The sequence below is a fragment of the Streptosporangium nondiastaticum genome (assembly GCF_003011965.1).
In the GTDB taxonomy this organism is placed as follows: domain Bacteria; phylum Actinomycetota; class Actinomycetes; order Streptomycetales; family Streptomycetaceae; genus Streptomyces; species Streptomyces nondiastaticus.
This window is the reverse complement of the sequence record NZ_PXWG01000023.1, coordinates 1-15,529: the sequence shown is the minus strand read 5'-3', so window position 1 is coordinate 15,529 and position 15,529 is coordinate 1. Positions and strand designations below refer to the sequence as shown.

The window sequence follows — 15,529 nt, the reverse complement described above, 5'->3', positions numbered from 1 at the left end:
CCCGGCCCGCCGCGGCCGGGGAGGCCCCAGCACCGCGCCACGCAGAGGAGCAGCACGATGACCACGGGTCCGCAGAGCCAGCCCGCAGGCGGCGACGTACGTCTCTGGGGCGGCCGGTTCGCCGACGGGCCCGCCGAGGCCCTCGCCAAGCTGTCCGCCTCCGTCCACTTCGACTGGCGGCTCGCCCCCTACGACATCGCCGGCTCCCGCGCGCACGCCCGCGTGCTGCACAAGGCCGGGCTGCTCACGGACGACGAGCTGCAGCGGATGATCGACGGCCTCGGGCTGCTGGAAGCCGACGTCGCCGCCGGCACCTTCACCGGCACCGTCGCCGACGAGGACGTGCACACCGCCCTGGAGCGCGGCCTGCTGGAGCGGCTCGGCCCCGACCTCGGCGGCAAGCTGCGCGCCGGGCGGTCCCGCAACGACCAGGTCGCCACGCTCTTCCGGATGTACCTGCGCGACCACGCCCGGATCATCGGCGGGCTGATCGCCGACCTCCAGGAGGCGCTCGTCGGCCTCGCCGAGGCGCACGCGGACGTCGCCATGCCGGGCCGGACGCACCTGCAGCACGCCCAGCCGGTGCTCTTCGCCCACCACGTGCTCGCACACGTCCAGGCGCTGTCGCGGGACGCGGAGCGGCTGCGGCAGTGGGACGAGCGCACGGCGGTCTCGCCGTACGGCTCGGGCGCGCTCGCCGGGTCCTCCCTGGGGCTGGACCCGGAGGCGGTCGCCGCCGACCTCGGCTTCGAGCGCGGCTCCGCGGGCAACTCCATCGACGGGACGGCCTCGCGGGACTTCGTCGCCGAGTTCGCCTTCGTCACGGCCATGATCGGCGTCGACCTGTCGCGCATCGCCGAGGAGGTCATCATCTGGAACACGAAGGAGTTCTCCTTCGTGACCCTCCACGACGCCTTCTCCACCGGCTCGTCGATCATGCCGCAGAAGAAGAACCCGGACATCGCCGAGCTGGCGCGCGGCAAGTCCGGGCGGCTCATCGGCAACCTCACCGGCCTGCTCGCCACGCTCAAGGCCCTGCCGCTCGCCTACAACCGCGACCTGCAGGAGGACAAGGAGCCGGTCTTCGACTCCTGCGACCAGCTGGAGGTCCTGCTCCCGGCCTTCACCGGGATGATGGCGACCCTCACGGTCAACCGCGCCCGGATGGAGGAGCTGGCCCCCGCCGGTTTCTCGCTGGCCACCGACATCGCCGAGTGGCTGGTCAAGCAGGGCGTGCCGTTCCGTGTGGCGCACGAGGTGGCGGGGGAGTGCGTCAAGGAGTGCGAGTCGCGGGGCATCGAGCTCGACGGGCTCACCGACGAGGACTTCGCCGCGATCTCCCCGCACCTGACGCCCGAGGTCCGCTCGGTCCTGAGCGTGCCCGGCGCGCTGGCCTCGCGCAGCGGGCGGGGCGGCACCGCGCCGTCCGCGGTCGCGGTCCAGCTCGGCGAGGTCAAGGCGGACCTCGCGGTCCAGCGGGAGTGGGCGGAGGCCGTGCGCGGCTGAGGCCCGTGACGCCCTACGGCCCGTGACGCCTTACGGACCCTGACGCCTGCGGCGGCCCGGCGGCCCCTGCCTCCCGGCTCGATCCTCGATCTGAGACGACGATAACCCGAGTGAGACATCCACGTCTCATTCGGGTTATCGTCGTCTCATGAGTGTTGACCGGGACCATGTGCTGAGGGAGGCCGCCGCCCTGCTCACCCGCAAGGCGACCGCCTCCATGGACGAGATCGCCAAGGCCGCGGGGATCGGCCGCGCCACCCTCCACCGCCACTTCGCCGGGCGCGACGCGCTCGTGCGCGCCCTGGAGGAGCTGGGCATCCAGCAGTTCGAGCAGGCCCTGGACGCGGCCCGGATCGAGGAGGGCGACGCGGCCGGCGCCGTCCGCCGCCTGATCGACGAGGTCGAGCCCGTCGCCGGCATGCTCGCCTTCCTCTTCACCGAGAACCAGCTCTACGAGAACGGCACCAACGAGGGCTGGAACCGGCTCGACACCCGCGTCCAGCGGCTCTTCAGTCGCGGCCAGGAGGACGGCTCCTTCCGGCTCGACCTCACGCCCGCCTGGCTCACCGAGGCCCTCTACGGCCTGATCGGCACCGGCGCCTGGGCCGTCCAGGACCGGCGCGTGGCCGCCAAGGACATGCCCCGCATGGTCGCCGAACTGCTCCTGGGCGGCGCCGAGCGAAGGGCCGAGACCGAGCGGAGGATGAAACGGTGACCGGAACCACCGGCGGCCCGCTGACCGAGCGGGCGCCCGCCGAGACATCCCGTCCCGGACGCTGGCTCGCGCTCGCCGTCCTCGCCCTGGCCGTCCTCCTCGTGGCCGTCGACGCGACCGTCCTCGGTCTCGCGACGCCCTTCCTCAGCGAGGACCTGCGCCCGTCCGGCACCCAGCTGCTGTGGATCGGCGACGTCTACTCGTTCGTCATCGCCGGACTCCTGGTCTCCATGGGCAGCCTCGGCGACCGCATCGGCCGCAAGAAGCTCCTGCTGACCGGCGCGGTGGCCTTCGGCGCGGTCTCCGTGCTGAACGCCTACGCCACCAGCCCCGAGATGATGATCGCGGCCCGGGCCCTGCTGGGCGTCGCGGGCGCGACGCTGATGCCGTCCACGCTCGCCCTGATCCGCAACATCTTCCACGACCCCAAGGAACGCAGCCTGGCCATCGGCATCTGGGGCGCCATGGCCTCGGCGGGCGCCGCGGTGGGCCCGGTCGTGGGCGGCTTCCTGCTGGGCCACTTCTGGTGGGGCTCGGTCTTCCTGATCAACCTGCCGGTGATGGCCGTGCTGGTGCTCGTCGGCATCAAGCTGCTGCCCGAGTCCCGTGACCCGTCGCCCGGCCCGTGGGACCTGCTCAGCGTGGTGCTCTCCATGACCGGCGTCATCGCCGTCGTCTACGCGATCAAGGAGGGGGCGACGCACGGCCTGCGCTGGGACGTCGCCGCGGCGGCCGCCGTCGGAGTCCTCGCGCTGGTGTGGTTCGTCCGCCGCCAGCTCACGCTGCCCTCGCCGCTGCTGGACATGCGCCTCTTCCACCACCGGGGCTTCTCCGGCGCGGTGCTGGCCGACCTGCTGACCGTCCTCGGCCTGTCCGGCATGGTCTTCTTCCTGTCGCAGTTCCTCCAGCTCGTCCAGGGGCGCAGCCCGCTGGAGGCGGGCCTGGCCGAACTGCCGGCCGCGATCGGCGCGGTCACCGCGGGACTGCTCGCGGGGCGGGCCGCACGGCGGTTCTCGGTGCGCTCGGTGGTGACCGGCGGGCTCGCGGCCATCGGCGTCGCCCTCGCGGCGCTCGTCTGGCTGCAGTCCGACACCGCCTACCCGGTCCTCGGCGCGACCCTGCTGGTCGTGGGCGTCGGTGCGGGCTTCTCCTTCACCGTCACGGCCGACGTGATCCTCTCCAGCGTGCCCAAGGAACAGGCGGGCGCCGCCTCGGCCGTCTCGGAGACGGCGTACGAGCTCGGTGCCGCGCTCGGCATCGCGTTGCTCGGCTCGATCGTCACCGGCGTCTACCGGGACTTCACCGTCCCGGCGGGCGTGCCCGCGACGGCCGCCGACGAGGCCCGGGAGTCCCTCGGCGGTGCCGTCGAGTCGGCCGCGGCCCTGCCGCCCGATCAGGGCTCGGACCTGCTCGTCTCCGCTCAGGACGCCTTCGTCGAGGGCCTGCGGATCGCCTCCGGCGTCGGCGCCGTGGTGCTGCTGGCGACGGCCGCCGCGGCGTGGTTCCTGCTCCGCGGCCAGAAGCTGGAGGAGGGCTACGGCGGCTGATCCGGCCCGCGGGCACGGCGGATCCGCCGCGCGGGTACGGCAAACGGAACCGCGTTCGCCGGATTGAGCCGGGCGCGGCTCACATGAGCAAAGCGCACGACAGGCCGGGGCGGCAAGCCCCGGCCTGTGTGACATATGCCGGAAACAATTTCTCTTGACTGGATCCTTACGCCCGGGCAACGATCACGACCACTGGTCGACATTGTCGAACGTGGTTCGGTTTACGACAGCGGTTTTCCGCCGTCCCGTTGCCAAAGGACACCCCCCTCATGCGCCTCCGCAGAACGGTCAGACTCCTGCTCGCCGCCGCGGCCACCGCGGCCCTGGGCCTGACGGGCCTCGCCGCCTCCCCGGCCTCCGCCTCCGTCCTGGACATCCCGCCGAAGGGCGCCAACGACTGGTCCTGCAAGCCGGATTCGGCCCACCCCGAGCCCGTCGTGCTGGTCAACGGCACCTTCAAGCTCATGGCCGAGAACTGGTCCGCGCTCTCCCCGAAGCTGAAGGAGGCGGGCTACTGCGTCTTCGCCTTCAACTACGGCAACATGGAGACCGCCCCCATCCCGCAGGCGGCGGCGGAGCTGCGCGACTTCGTGGAGGCCGTGCGGGGCGCCACGGGTGCGAAGAAGGTCGACCTCGTCGGTCACAGCCAGGGCGGCATGATGCCGCGCTACTACGTGAAGTTCCTGGGCGGCGCGGACAAGGTCGACGACCTCGTCGGCATCGTCCCCTCCAACCACGGCACGAAGAACCCGCTGGCCGTCGCGGCCGGCTGGACGATCTGCCCGTCCTGCGTCGACCAGCAGTGGGGCTCGGACTTCATGAAGAAGCTCAACGCGGGCGAGGAGGCGCCGGCCGGCCCGGACTACACGGTCATCTCCACGCGCTACGACGAGGTCGTCGTCCCCTACACCAGCGCCCTGCTGAACGGCCCGGCCGAGCGCGTCACCAACGTCGTGCTGCAGGACAAGTGCAAGCTCGACCCGTTCATGCACGACCAGGCCACCAAGGACCCGGTCGTCGCCCAGTGGGTCCTCAACGCGCTGGGGCGCAAGGGCCCGGCCGACCCGGCCTTCCAGCCCACCTGCATCAGCCTGGGATAGCCGAAGCCCGGGCCGGCCGGAGCGGCCGGCCCGGGCAGGGCCGGGAAGAGTGGATGTGACGTGACGTCAGGCGGCCTTCGAGGCCCTGGCCTTGGTCGCGTAGACGTCGACGTACTCCTGGCCCGACAGGCTCATGACCTCGCTCATCACCTCGTCGGTGACGGCGCGCAGGATGTACCGGTCGCGGTCCATGCCCTCGTAGCGGGAGAAGTCCAGCGGCTCGCCGAAGCGCACCGTGACCGGGGCGAGGTGCAGCATGCCCTTGCCGCCCGGCTGGACCTTGTCCATGCCGACCATCGCGAACGGCACCACCGGCGCGCCCGTCATCAGCGCGAGGCGGGCGATGCCGGTGCGGCCGCGGTAGAGCCGGCCGTCGGGGGAGCGGGTGCCCTCGGGGTAGATGCCGAAGACCCGGCCCTCGTCGAGGATCCGGCGGCCGGTCATCAGCGCCGCGACACCGCCGTGGCCGCCGTCGCGGTCCACCGGGATCATGCCGGAGCTGCGGAAGAACCAGGCCATGAGCCGGCCCTTGATCCCCTTGCCCGTGACGTACTCGTCCTTGCCGATGAAGAACACCTGGCGCTTGACCACCAGCGCCAGGAACAGCGAGTCGACGAAGGTCACGTGGCTGCCCGCGAGGATGACCGGTCCGCTGCCGGGGATGTTCTCCGTGCCCTCCACCTTGGGGCGGTACAGGACGCGCATGAGCAATCCGAGGAACGCCTTGAGCAAGATGCGGGACAACGGGGCCCTCCGGTCGTGATGGTCGGTGCGGCGCATGCCTGCGCAGGGGCTGACCATACTCGCCGGTATGGCCCACGCGCACCCCGGGTAGGGGGACGCGATACGGAGTGTTGACATGAGTTTGCACGCCGTTTGTCTTCCGTCTTCACAGACGGAAGTCGTACGTGTTTACGATCTGCGCGTCCGACAGGTGCCCGACCGGCGCCGGGACCGCAAGCAAGGAGCGTTCATGGATCAGGAGCAGCGGCCGGGCAGGCGCACCCTTCTGGGGGCCGCCGCGGCCCTCGGCGCGGGAGCGGTCGTCCTCGGCGGCGGAGCGGGCACGGCGGCGGCCGCGACCGCCGCCCCGGTGGCACAGGGCCGCGGCGGCGGCACGGGCGGCGGTTCGTACAAGGACCTGCCCGTGCCCACCGTCATCGGCCACCGGGGCGCCTGCGGCTACCGCCCCGAGCACACCCTCGGCTCCTACCAGTTCGCCCTCGACAACGGCGCGGACGTCATCGAGCAGGACGTCGTCCCCACCAAGGACGGGCACCTCGTCTGCCGCCACGAGAACGACATCACCGCCACGACCGACGTCGCCTCCCGCCCGGAGTTCGCCTCCCGCAAGACGACGAAGACCGTCGACGGCGAGGCCCACACCGGCTGGTTCACCGAGGACTTCACGCTCGCCGAGCTCAAGACGCTGCGCGCCAAGGAGCGCATCCCCGGCAACCGGCAGCACAACACCCTCTACGACGGCGTGTGGCAGGTGCCCACCTTCGAAGAGGTCCTGAAGTGGGCCGACGAGCAGGGCCGCAAGCGCGGCCGGCGCATATGGCTGCACGTCGAGACCAAGCACCCCACGTACTTCCGCAAGGCCGGCCTCGGCCTGGAGGAGCGGCTCGCCAAGCTGCTGCGCCGCTACAACCGCTCGGGCCGCAACGGCTACACCTTCCTGCAGTCCTTCGAGCCGAGCAGCCTCCAGCGGCTGGGCCGGCTGGGCGTCGACTGCCCGAAGGTGCTCCTGCTGGACGACCTCACGACGCAGCCGTGGGACTTCGTCGAGGCCAAGGACCCGCGGAAGGTCGCCGACCTCATCACGCCCGCGGGCCTGAAGTGGGTCTCCGGCTTCGCCCAGGGCATCGGCCCGTGGCTGAACCTCATCATCCCGCGGGACAAGAACGACAAGCTGACCAAGCCGACGACGCTGGTGCGGGACGCGCACGCCGCGGGGCTGATCCTGCACCCGTACACCATGCGCAACGAGAACAGCTTCCTGCCGGCGGACTTCCGGCGCGGCACCGACCCCAACGCGTACGGCGACGCGCTCGCGGCGTTCAAGACGTACTTCGCGACCGGGATCGACGGCATCTTCTCGGACAACTGCGACACGGCGGTGCTGGCGCGGGACGCGTTCCGCAAGGCCTGACGCGTACGGGCCCGGGCCTGCCCGGCATCGCCGGGCAGGCCCGTCGGGCACGGCGCAGCCGGAACCGGGTCCGCCACCCGGACGGGTGATAACCCGCGACACCGGCAACCGGCGCGGCAAGCGCACACGTCCCGCCTCGCATGACGCAGAGCGAACTCCTGACCCGGCTGAGCCCGCTGCTCAAAGCGGAGTGCGCCGCCGAGGCGGCCGCGGTCGCCGGGACCGACGCCGCCGACCTCGAGCAGGGCGTCTGGGTGCGGCTGCTCAGTGACAGCCGCACCATCGTCTCCGCGGCCCGGCTGCGGGCGACCGTCAGGGCGGAAGCCCGTGCCGCCCGCCGCCGCGCCCGGCGCGAGGTGCTCTACGACCCCACCCACGGCGAGCCGCCGTGCGCCCCCGACGCGGGCGTCGAACAGCAGGTGCTCGCCGCCGAAGAGGGCCGCGCGCTGCGCGCCGCCGTGCGCCGCCTGCCCGGCCGGTGCCCCCGCCTGCTGGCGGCCCTGCTGTCCCGGAAGGACCCGACCTACCGAGAAATCGCAGGCGAGTTGGGAATGTCACAAGGATCTTTGGGGCCGGTACGTTCCCGTTGCCTGGGATGCCTGCGCAGAATGCTGACGGCGGAGGTTGCGGCTCCTGAACCCTGGGGAAAGGAGCGGTAGACAACCGGCGCCACGGAGGCGGCGTGCACCCGCGACGGCTCCTGTCAGTGCGGATCAGGGCGGACCGAACCCACAAGGGGAGGCGTGGGCACATGGGCATGAGCGTGACCATCTCTGCGGCGACCGATCACGACGCCGAGCAGATCCTCAAGCTCCAGTACCTCTGTTACCAGGGCGAGGCCGAGCTCTACGGCGACTACTCCATCGCACCGCTCACCCAGACCCTCGCCGAGCTCCGCGCCGAACTGGCGGCGGGCTGCGTGCTGGTGGCCAGGCTGGGCGACGAGGTCGTCGGCTCGGTGCGCGGCGCGGCCGGGCCGGAGGGCGCGGCGGTGATCTCCGGGATGATCGTGCACCCCCGCATGCAGCGGCACGGCCTGGGCGGGCGGCTGCTGGCCGCGGTCGAGTCCCGGCTCGCGGCGGAGGGCGCCACCCGCTTCCGGCTCGCGACCGGGCACCGCAACGAGGGGACCCTGCGCCTGTACCGCAAGTGGGGGTACGCGCAGGTCGCCACCGAGCAGGTCACGCGCAAGCTGACGCTGGTGACGATGGAGAAGGGCCTGAAGGAGCAGCAGGAGACGGCGCCCGGGGTGCGCGAGAACGCCGCCGAGGCGGCCCTCGCGACGAGCGTCTAGCCGGCCTGTGGCTGCGCCGCGCGGCGCAGCCACACCATCGCGGTCACCGGGAGGATGACCGGGATGAAGAGGTAGCCCATCCCGTAGTCCGACCAGACCGTGGCGTCGGGGAAGGCGGACGGCGCGACGAGCGTCCACGTGCCGACGACGAGGACGCCGGCGAGCTCGGCGGCACAGCACACGAGGGCCGCCTTGCGGGCCGCGGGGCCGCCGCGGACGAGGGAGTACGTGATGAAGGCGTACACCACGGCGGCGACGGCGGACAGCACGTAGGCCAGGGGCGCCCGGCCGAAGTCGAGGATCATCTGGACGATCGAGCGGGAGGCCGCGGCGACGGTGAAGACGCCGTAGAGCCACACCAGCAGCCGGCCCGGGCCCTCGCCGAGGTTGAAGCCCGCCTTGGCGGGGGTGGTCGGTTCGGTCACGGTCAGCCTCCCCAGATGTCGTAGAGCCGCACTTCGAGCACGGCGAGGATGACGCCGCCGGCCGCCACGGTGGCCGAGCCCCAGCGGGTGCGCTCGGCGAGGGACATGAAGCCCGCGGCGGGTACGGCCGCGGCCGAGCCGATCAGATAGGCCAGGAAGATGGCGGTGCCCTGCTCGGGCTTGTCGCCGCCGGCCAGCCGCACCACGCCGATGACGAGCTGGACGATCGCCAGGACGGACACCACGGCCATGCCGATGAAGTGCCAGTCCTTGGTGGACTGGTCGCGGGAGAAGGCGAAGCCGCACCAGGCGGCGAGCGCGAGGGCGGTCACGCCGACCGCGAGCGTCAGTGCGTCGATCACCGTGGCCACCGCGCTGCCGGGGCGTGCGGATGGGGCTGGACAAGCATGGGACGACTTTAATGGCCCGCCCCCGGGGGACCGCGCTCGGCCCCGCGCCGGGCGCCGCCGGCCCGTGGCCTTGACCACACCGGAGATCGCGCCGCGTGGTGGAGCGGACCCGCCGCGGATGACCCGGGGGAGCGTCCGTGCAGGTCACCGGTGGTGGCCTAATGGCCTGAAGATCACTTACGGAAGTGTGGCGTGTCCATGTATTGACCTTCCCTGTCCGCTATTCGGACAGGCTTGGCCGAGTCGCACGCCTGTCTGTTTTACTTCCTGCATGACCACGACGAGCAGCCGCACCTGTGCGACCGAGGCGATGACGACGCCCGGCGCTGCTCGCCGCATGTGTCGAATGTGTGACTGCTGAGGGCCCCCGTTCCGTGCCTCGCGCCCCGAAGCGAGACCCGTAGAGCCCGCGTACCGCGTCCCGCCGGACCGGACCGGAAGGCTCGCCCCGCGTCACCAGGATCCCCCGAAGCCGCGACCCCGCTCGCGCCCGCCGGGGCACCCTATGCCGCGCTCCGCAATGAATGCCCGTGCCCGGCCGCCTCACACGCCGCGCACTCGACAGTGACGGAAACCCCTGTGATCACCACTACGGGCCTGACAAAGGTCTACCGCTCACGCGGCCGCGAGGTCACCGCCCTCGACGGCGTCGACCTCCACGTGCGGGAGGGTGAGGTGTACGGCGTCGTCGGTCAGAGCGGCGCCGGAAAGTCGACCCTCATCCGCTGCGTCAACCTCCTGGAGCGGCCCAGCTCCGGCACGGTCACCGTGGCGGGCCAGGACCTCACCGCCCTCGCCGGGCGCGGCAACCGCGCCGGAGCCGAGCTCCGCAAGGCGCGCAGCCGCATCGGCATGGTCTTCCAGCACTTCAACCTGCTGTCCTCGCGGACCGTGCAGTCCAACATCGAGCTGCCCCTGGAGATCCTCGGCGTCTCCGGCAAGGAGCGCGAGCGCAAGGCCCTCGAACTCCTCGACCTCGTAGGCCTCGCCGACAAGGCCAAGGCCTACCCCGGCCAGCTCTCCGGCGGCCAGAAGCAGCGCGTGGGCATCGCCCGCGCCCTCGCCGGCGACCCCAAGGTGCTGCTCTCCGACGAGTCGACCTCCGCGCTCGACCCGGAGACCACCCGCTCCATCCTGCAGCTGCTGCGCGACCTCAACCAGCAGCTCGGCCTGACCGTCCTCCTCATCACCCACGAGATGGAGGTCGTCAAGACGATCTGCGACTCCGCGGCCCTGATGAAGGGCGGCCGCGTCGTGGAGTCCGGCACCGTCTCCGAACTCCTGGCCACCCCCGGCTCGGAGCTCGCCGCCGAGCTCTTCCCGGTCGGCGGCGAGCCCTCCGGCCCGGACCGCACCGTCGTGGACGTCACCTTCCACGGCGACGCCGCGACCCAGCCGGTCATCTCCCAGCTCTCCCGTACGTACAACATCGACATCTCGATCCTGGGCGCCGCGATGGACACCGTCTGCGGCAAGCAGGTCGGCCGGATGCGCATCGAGCTGCCCGGCCGCTTCGAGGAGAACGTCGTCCCCATCGGCTTCCTGCGCGAGCAGGGCCTCCAGGTGGACGTGGCCGATGTGCAGAATCCGGCTCCGGCCGACGCGCTCCTGAAGGATGGTGCCAAGTGACCTGGGCCGAGATGCAGCCCCTGCTGCAGAACGCGTGTCTGGACACCCTCTTCATGGTGTGGTGGTCCACCGTCTACACCATCCTCGGCGGCCTGCCGCTGGGCATCCTGCTGGTCCTCACCGACCGCGGCGGCCTGCTGCAGAACGTCGTGGTCAACAAGGCCGTCGGGGTGGTCGTCAACCTCGGCCGCTCGCTGCCCTTCATCGTCCTCATGGTGTGGCTGATCCCCTTCAGCCGCTTCGTGGTCGGCACCTCCATCGGGCCCAGCGCGGCCGTCGTGGCCCTGGCCATCGGCGCGATCCCGTTCTTCGCCCGGCTGGTGGAGACCGCGCTCCGCGAGGTCGACCACGGCCTCGTCGAAGCCGTCCAGTCCATGGGCGGCGGCACCTGGACCGTGATCTTCAAGGTGCTGCTCCCGCAGGCCCTGCCCTCCGTCATCGCGGGCCTGACCACCACCGTCATCGCCCTCATCGGCTACTCCGCGATGGCCGGCGCGGTCGGCGGCGGCGGCCTGGGCAACCTGGCCATCGTCTACGGCTACCAGCGCTCCGAGACCGGCCTGATGAACATCACCATCGTGCTGCTCATCGTCATCGTCACCCTCGTCCAGCTCGCCGGCGACCTCGCCGTGCGGACCCTCGCCCGGCGCGGCGGACGGCAGGCGGCCCCCGTGGGGCTGCGCCGTCTGTTCGCCCCCGCGCGCCCCGCGGCGGCGAAGCCCGTCGCGACCGTCCCGGCCCAGGCCGAGGCGCCGGAGGCCGTCAAGTCCTCCTGAACCCAAGACTTCCTGATCGGAGCTGATCAGGCCTGGCACCGAGGGGCTCTTCGCCCCTCACCGCAGCACCACGAGCCCGGACCCTTTGCCGGGCGCAACACCTCGTGAACCCAGGAAAACCAGAAAGAGGGGCACTCTTCGTGCGTACCACCGTCAAGCTCACCGCCGCCGTCGCGGCCGCCGCCGCACTCACCCTCGGCCTGAGCGCGTGCAGCGCTCCGTCCGACACCTCCTCGTCCGGCAGCTCGTCGAAGAAGGGCAAGGACGCCGACCCGGCCGCCAAGCTCGTCGTCGCCGCCAGCCCGACCCCGCACGGCGACATCCTCAACTTCGTCCGCGACCACCTCGCGGAGAAGGCCGGCCTGAAGCTGGAGGTGAAGGAGTTCAACGACTACGTGCTCCCCAACACCGCCACGCAGAACGGCGAGGTCGACGCCAACTTCTTCCAGCACAAGCCGTACCTCGACGACTTCAACAAGAAGAACAAGACCGACATCGTCCCGGTCGTCAACGTCGAGATCGAGCCGCTCGGTCTGTACTCCGAAAAGGTAAAGAAGGCCGGCGACCTCGGCAGCGGCGCGACCATCGCCGTGCCCAACGACGCCACCAACGAGGGCCGCGCCCTGAAGCTGCTGGCCGACAACGGCGTCATCGTCCTCAAGGACGGCGTCGGCGCCGCCGCCAAGCTGTCCGACATCAAGGACGACAAGGGCGTGAAGTTCACCGAGCTCGAGGCCGCCCAGATCCCCTCCCGCCTCGCCGACGTCGACGCCGCCGTCATCAACGGCAACTTCGCCATCGGCCACAAGCTCAACCCGGCCAAGGACGCCATCGCCCTGGAGAAGGCCGACGGCAACCCCTACGCCAACTTCCTCGCCGTGAAGAAGGGCAACGAGGCCGACCCGCGCGTCCAGAAGCTCGCCAAGCTCCTGAACTCCGACGAGGTGAAGAAGTTCATCGAGGAGAAGTTCAGCAACGGCGCCGTTCTGCCCGCCTTCGGCGCGGTGAAGAGCTGACCCCGGTCACCCCTCCCGTCACCACAACCGCCCCTGTGGCCCCAGGCCCCGCGCACGCGACGACGTGCGCGGGGCCTACGCGCTTGGCGCACGCACGCATCGATGCTGCATGCTGGTGCACCCGAGCCCGGACCGCCCCGTCCTCAAGCCCACTTCCCCGGCGTTGGAGCAGCACATGACATCCACCTTCCCGGACATCTCCATCAGTACGGACCGGCTCGTGCTGCGCCCGTTCGAGGCCCAGGACGTGCCCGCGCTCGCCGAGATGATGGGCGACGAGCTCGTCACCGCCTGGACCTCCGTCCCCCACCCCTACACCACGGCCGACGCCCGTGACTGGGCCCTGCGCGAGGCCCCTGCCGAGCGCACCTCCGGGCGCGGAATCGTCTTTGCGGTCACCGAGTTCCTCACCCACCGCCTCGTCGGCTGCGTCCACCTCCACCACACCGACTGGCGCGCCCTCTCCGCCGAGGTCGGCTACGTCGTCGCCCCCTGGGCCCGCGGTGAGGGCTACGCCTGCGAATCCGTCCTCGCGGTGGCCGAGTGGCTCTTCAACGACCAGAAGTTCGAGCGCCTGGAGCTGCGCACCGCCGCCGACAACACGGCCTCCCAGCAGGTCGCGCAGAAGATCGGCTGCATCAGCGAGGGAGTGCTGCGCAACGCCTGGATAGGACGCGGCCGCACCGAGGACGGGGGCTGGACCGAGCTCCGCTCCGACCTCATCATCTGGAGCCTCCTCCCCGAGGACCTCGACGAGCTCCGTGAGCAGCCCGCCGGCGACCCCGGGTACGCCGCGGCCTTCCGCGACTGGTCCTGACACCCCGGCTCTTGACGCCCGGGCCACGGACGCCCCCGCTCCCGACGCCCCTGTCCTCGGCTGTCCCCGACGCCCCGGCCGGCCGGGTCCCACCCCCGGCACGAAAAGCGGAGCCGGAAGGTCCGGACCAACACGGGGTACGCTCACCCTGCCCGCCGACGGGCACCCACCGCAGACCCGCCCACAAGCCCAGGAGAATGACGACGATGGCCGACCGGGTCACGGTGATCGGGTGGGACGGCTCACCACTCACGGACGCGGCCCGCTCCGCCCTGGCCGCCGCCACCCTCGTGGCCGGCGCCGCCCACCACCTCGCGCTCCCCGAAGTGCCGCCCGCCGCCGAGCGCGTCCGCCTCGGCAGCGTCGACCTCGCCGCCCGCCGCATCGCCGGCCACCGCGGCTCCGCCGTCGTCCTCGCCGACGGCGACCCCGGCTTCTTCGGCGTCGTCCGCACCCTGCGCGCCCCCCAGCACGGGCTGGAGGTCGAGGTCGTGCCCGCCGTCTCCGCCGTCGCCGCCGCCTTCGCCCGCGCCGGCATGCCCTGGGACGACGCCCAGGTCGTCGCCGCCCACAGCCGCGACCTGCGCCGCGCCGTCAACGTCTGCCGCGCCCACCCCAAGGTCGCCGTCCTCACCTCGCCCGGCGCCGGCCCCGCCGAACTCGCCCTCCTCCTCGGCGACGTCCACCGCACCTTCGTCATCTGCGAGGAACTCGGCACCGAGCGCGAACAAGTCACGGTCCTCACCTCCGACAAGGCCCCCGACCACCACTGGCGCGACCCCAACGTCGTCATCGTCATCGGCGGCAGCGGCAGCGCCGGCCCCGTCGCCGTCCCCGGCTGGGGCGCCACCCGGCCCCGCGCCGGCGGCGGCTGGATCGCCGGCCGCGACCCCGGCTACCCCCCGGCCGTCCGCGGCTGGGCCTTGCCCGCCGACGCCTACGGCAGCGACCTCGGCGAGGGCGAGGCCACCGAACTGCGCGCCGCCCAGCTCGCCCGCCTCGGCCCCCGCGTCGGCGACCTCGTCTGGGACATCGGCTCCGGCTGCGGCGCCGCCGCCGTCGAGGCCGCCCGCTTCGGCGCCGCCGTCATCGCCGTCGACCGGGACCCCGACGCCTGCGCCCGCACCACGGCCGTCGCCCGCCGCTACGGCGTCCAGCTCCAGGTCGTCCACGGCGCCGCCCCCCAGGTCCTGGAGGACCTCCCCGAGCCCGACGTCGTCCGCGTCGGCGGTGGAGGCCCCGCCGTCGTCGCGGCCTGCGCCGCCCGCCGCCCCGAGCGCATCGTCGCCCACGCCGCCACCCGCGACGAGGCCGAGGCCGTCGGCCGCGCCCTCGCCGAAGGCGGCTACGGCGTCGAATGCACCCTGCTCCAGGCCGTGGAGCTCGACACCGCCGCCTGGTCCGAGCGCGAACGCTCCGTCGCCTTCCTGCTGAGCGGACGCCGCACCCACCTGTGACCCCTGCCGGGCCGGGCGGAGGGTAGGCTGGCGGATCGTTGTACCGCCCCCTCGGTGTCCGACACCACAGTCGCCAATGTCCCGAACGCACCCTCCTCTTGGCGGGAGCACGGCAAGGTAGGGGCGGGCGACGCACAACGTGCCGCGAGGCACGGACGCTCGTTCTTGACTATGGGCGTGAGCGGTTGGAAGGAGCACTACCGATGGGCGAGGGGTACGCATGACCGACACCGGCCAGTTCCCGGGCGAGGGACAGCCGGAGAACGCAGGCGCGCTGCCCGGCCACCCGTTCCCCACGGAAGCCGTAGCCCCTGCCGACCCCGGCGCCCCGGCGCCTCCCGCCGCCTTCACCTTCCTCGACCACGGGGACGGCACGGAGGCGGACGGCGCCGACGAGGACGACCTCCTGCTGATGCCGGGCGCCCAGGGCGCCTGGATGGAACAGCCGGCCGTCCAGGGCGGCACGCACGAGAGCGGCGGGCGCGACACCGGCTCCGTCGACTACGGCGACGTCCGCACGCCCCCGGCCGCCGCCGCGGCCCAGCCGCCCGCCGCCCCCGCGGCGCCGCGCCGCCCCCTCCACATGGGCCCGCCCGTCCCCGACCCCACCAGCGGAGTCGTCCGCTCCCTCGCCGACCGCGGCCCCGCCGCGCCGGCCCCCGCCCCGGTCCGCCCGCCCGTC

The 15,529-nt window shown here is 72.3% G+C and carries 15 protein-coding genes and 1 pseudogene; 13 read left to right on the top strand and 3 right to left on the bottom strand.

Features of this window, described 5'->3' with window-relative positions; all coding sequences use genetic code 11:
* The first annotated feature begins 57 nt into the window (after window positions 1–57).
* The 4 genes from argH (at window position 58) to B7P34_RS12365 (ending at window position 4,868) form a co-directional block, all read left to right on the top strand.
* Window positions 58–1,506, top strand: coding sequence for an argininosuccinate lyase (gene argH / locus B7P34_RS12380; RefSeq protein WP_106675907.1), 1,449 nt, complete (start codon window positions 58–60; stop codon window positions 1,504–1,506).
* A gap of 148 nt (window positions 1,507–1,654) precedes the next feature.
* A complete protein-coding gene (locus B7P34_RS12375; protein ID WP_106675906.1) occupies window positions 1,655–2,221 on the top strand; it encodes a TetR/AcrR family transcriptional regulator in 567 nt (188 codons plus the stop codon).
* Entirely contained in the window at window positions 2,218–3,768 is a 1,551-nt protein-coding gene (locus tag B7P34_RS12370) for an MFS transporter (protein WP_223267779.1), read from the top strand. Before B7P34_RS12375 ends, B7P34_RS12370 begins: the two co-directional genes overlap by 4 nt.
* 269 nt (window positions 3,769–4,037) lie before the next feature.
* Complete coding sequence (locus B7P34_RS12365) at window positions 4,038–4,868, top strand: alpha/beta fold hydrolase (RefSeq protein WP_106675905.1); 831 nt, start codon at window positions 4,038–4,040, stop codon at window positions 4,866–4,868.
* Window positions 4,869–4,934: 66 nt separating this feature from the next.
* Here B7P34_RS12365 and B7P34_RS12360 read toward each other — a convergent pair whose 3' ends face one another.
* Entirely contained in the window at window positions 4,935–5,612 is a 678-nt protein-coding gene (locus B7P34_RS12360; RefSeq protein WP_106675904.1) for a lysophospholipid acyltransferase family protein, read from the bottom strand.
* 229 nt (window positions 5,613–5,841) lie between these two features.
* Here B7P34_RS12360 and B7P34_RS12355 point away from each other — a divergent pair, with 229 nt between their 5' ends.
* The 3 genes from B7P34_RS12355 to B7P34_RS12345 all read left to right on the top strand — a co-directional run bounded on the left by B7P34_RS12355 (window position 5,842) and on the right by B7P34_RS12345 (window position 8,317).
* A complete protein-coding gene (locus tag B7P34_RS12355; protein ID WP_106675903.1) occupies window positions 5,842–7,023 on the top strand; it encodes a glycerophosphodiester phosphodiesterase in 1,182 nt (393 codons plus the stop codon).
* Window positions 7,024–7,163: 140 nt separating this feature from the next.
* A complete protein-coding gene (locus B7P34_RS12350) occupies window positions 7,164–7,682 on the top strand; it encodes a sigma-70 family RNA polymerase sigma factor (RefSeq protein WP_106675902.1) in 519 nt (172 codons plus the stop codon).
* Window positions 7,683–7,774: 92 nt separating this feature from the next.
* Window positions 7,775–8,317, top strand: coding sequence for a GNAT family N-acetyltransferase (locus tag B7P34_RS12345; protein ID WP_106675901.1), 543 nt, complete (start codon window positions 7,775–7,777; stop codon window positions 8,315–8,317).
* Here the strand turns inward: B7P34_RS12345 and B7P34_RS12340 are convergent.
* Together B7P34_RS12340 and B7P34_RS12335 are read right to left on the bottom strand one after the other, a co-directional pair.
* Complete coding sequence (locus tag B7P34_RS12340) at window positions 8,314–8,742, bottom strand: hypothetical protein (protein WP_223267778.1); 429 nt, start codon at window positions 8,740–8,742, stop codon at window positions 8,314–8,316. The genes B7P34_RS12345 and B7P34_RS12340 overlap by 4 nt on opposite strands.
* A 2-nt stretch (window positions 8,743–8,744) precedes the next feature.
* Window positions 8,745–9,104, bottom strand: coding sequence for a hypothetical protein (locus tag B7P34_RS12335; RefSeq protein WP_106675900.1), 360 nt, complete (start codon window positions 9,102–9,104; stop codon window positions 8,745–8,747).
* Between the two features lie 627 nt (window positions 9,105–9,731).
* On the opposite strand from B7P34_RS12335, the gene B7P34_RS12330 reads away from it, so the two are divergent.
* The 6 genes and pseudogenes from B7P34_RS12330 to B7P34_RS12305 all read left to right on the top strand — a co-directional run.
* On the top strand, window positions 9,732–10,781 hold the full coding sequence (locus B7P34_RS12330) for a methionine ABC transporter ATP-binding protein (RefSeq protein ID WP_189382718.1): 1,050 nt from the start codon (window positions 9,732–9,734) through the stop codon (window positions 10,779–10,781).
* Complete coding sequence (locus tag B7P34_RS12325; RefSeq protein WP_106675898.1) at window positions 10,778–11,557, top strand: methionine ABC transporter permease; 780 nt, start codon at window positions 10,778–10,780, stop codon at window positions 11,555–11,557. The genes B7P34_RS12330 and B7P34_RS12325 overlap by 4 nt, the downstream gene beginning before the upstream one ends.
* A gap of 140 nt (window positions 11,558–11,697) precedes the next feature.
* Window positions 11,698–12,573: a MetQ/NlpA family ABC transporter substrate-binding protein gene (locus tag B7P34_RS12320; RefSeq protein WP_106675897.1), complete on the top strand. Its 876-nt coding sequence runs from the start codon at window positions 11,698–11,700 to the stop codon at window positions 12,571–12,573.
* A gap of 175 nt (window positions 12,574–12,748) precedes the next feature.
* Window positions 12,749–13,390: a GNAT family N-acetyltransferase gene (locus B7P34_RS12315; protein WP_106675951.1), complete on the top strand. Its 642-nt coding sequence runs from the start codon at window positions 12,749–12,751 to the stop codon at window positions 13,388–13,390.
* Window positions 13,391–13,596: 206 nt separating this feature from the next.
* Window positions 13,597–14,847 carry a precorrin-6y C5,15-methyltransferase (decarboxylating) subunit CbiE gene (cbiE, locus tag B7P34_RS12310; RefSeq protein ID WP_106675896.1) on the top strand — a complete coding sequence of 417 codons (1,251 nt, stop codon included), beginning with the start codon at window positions 13,597–13,599 and terminating at the stop codon, window positions 14,845–14,847.
* Between the two features lie 220 nt (window positions 14,848–15,067).
* A pseudogene (locus B7P34_RS12305) lies at window positions 15,068–15,529 on the top strand (hypothetical protein); the annotation flags it as partial.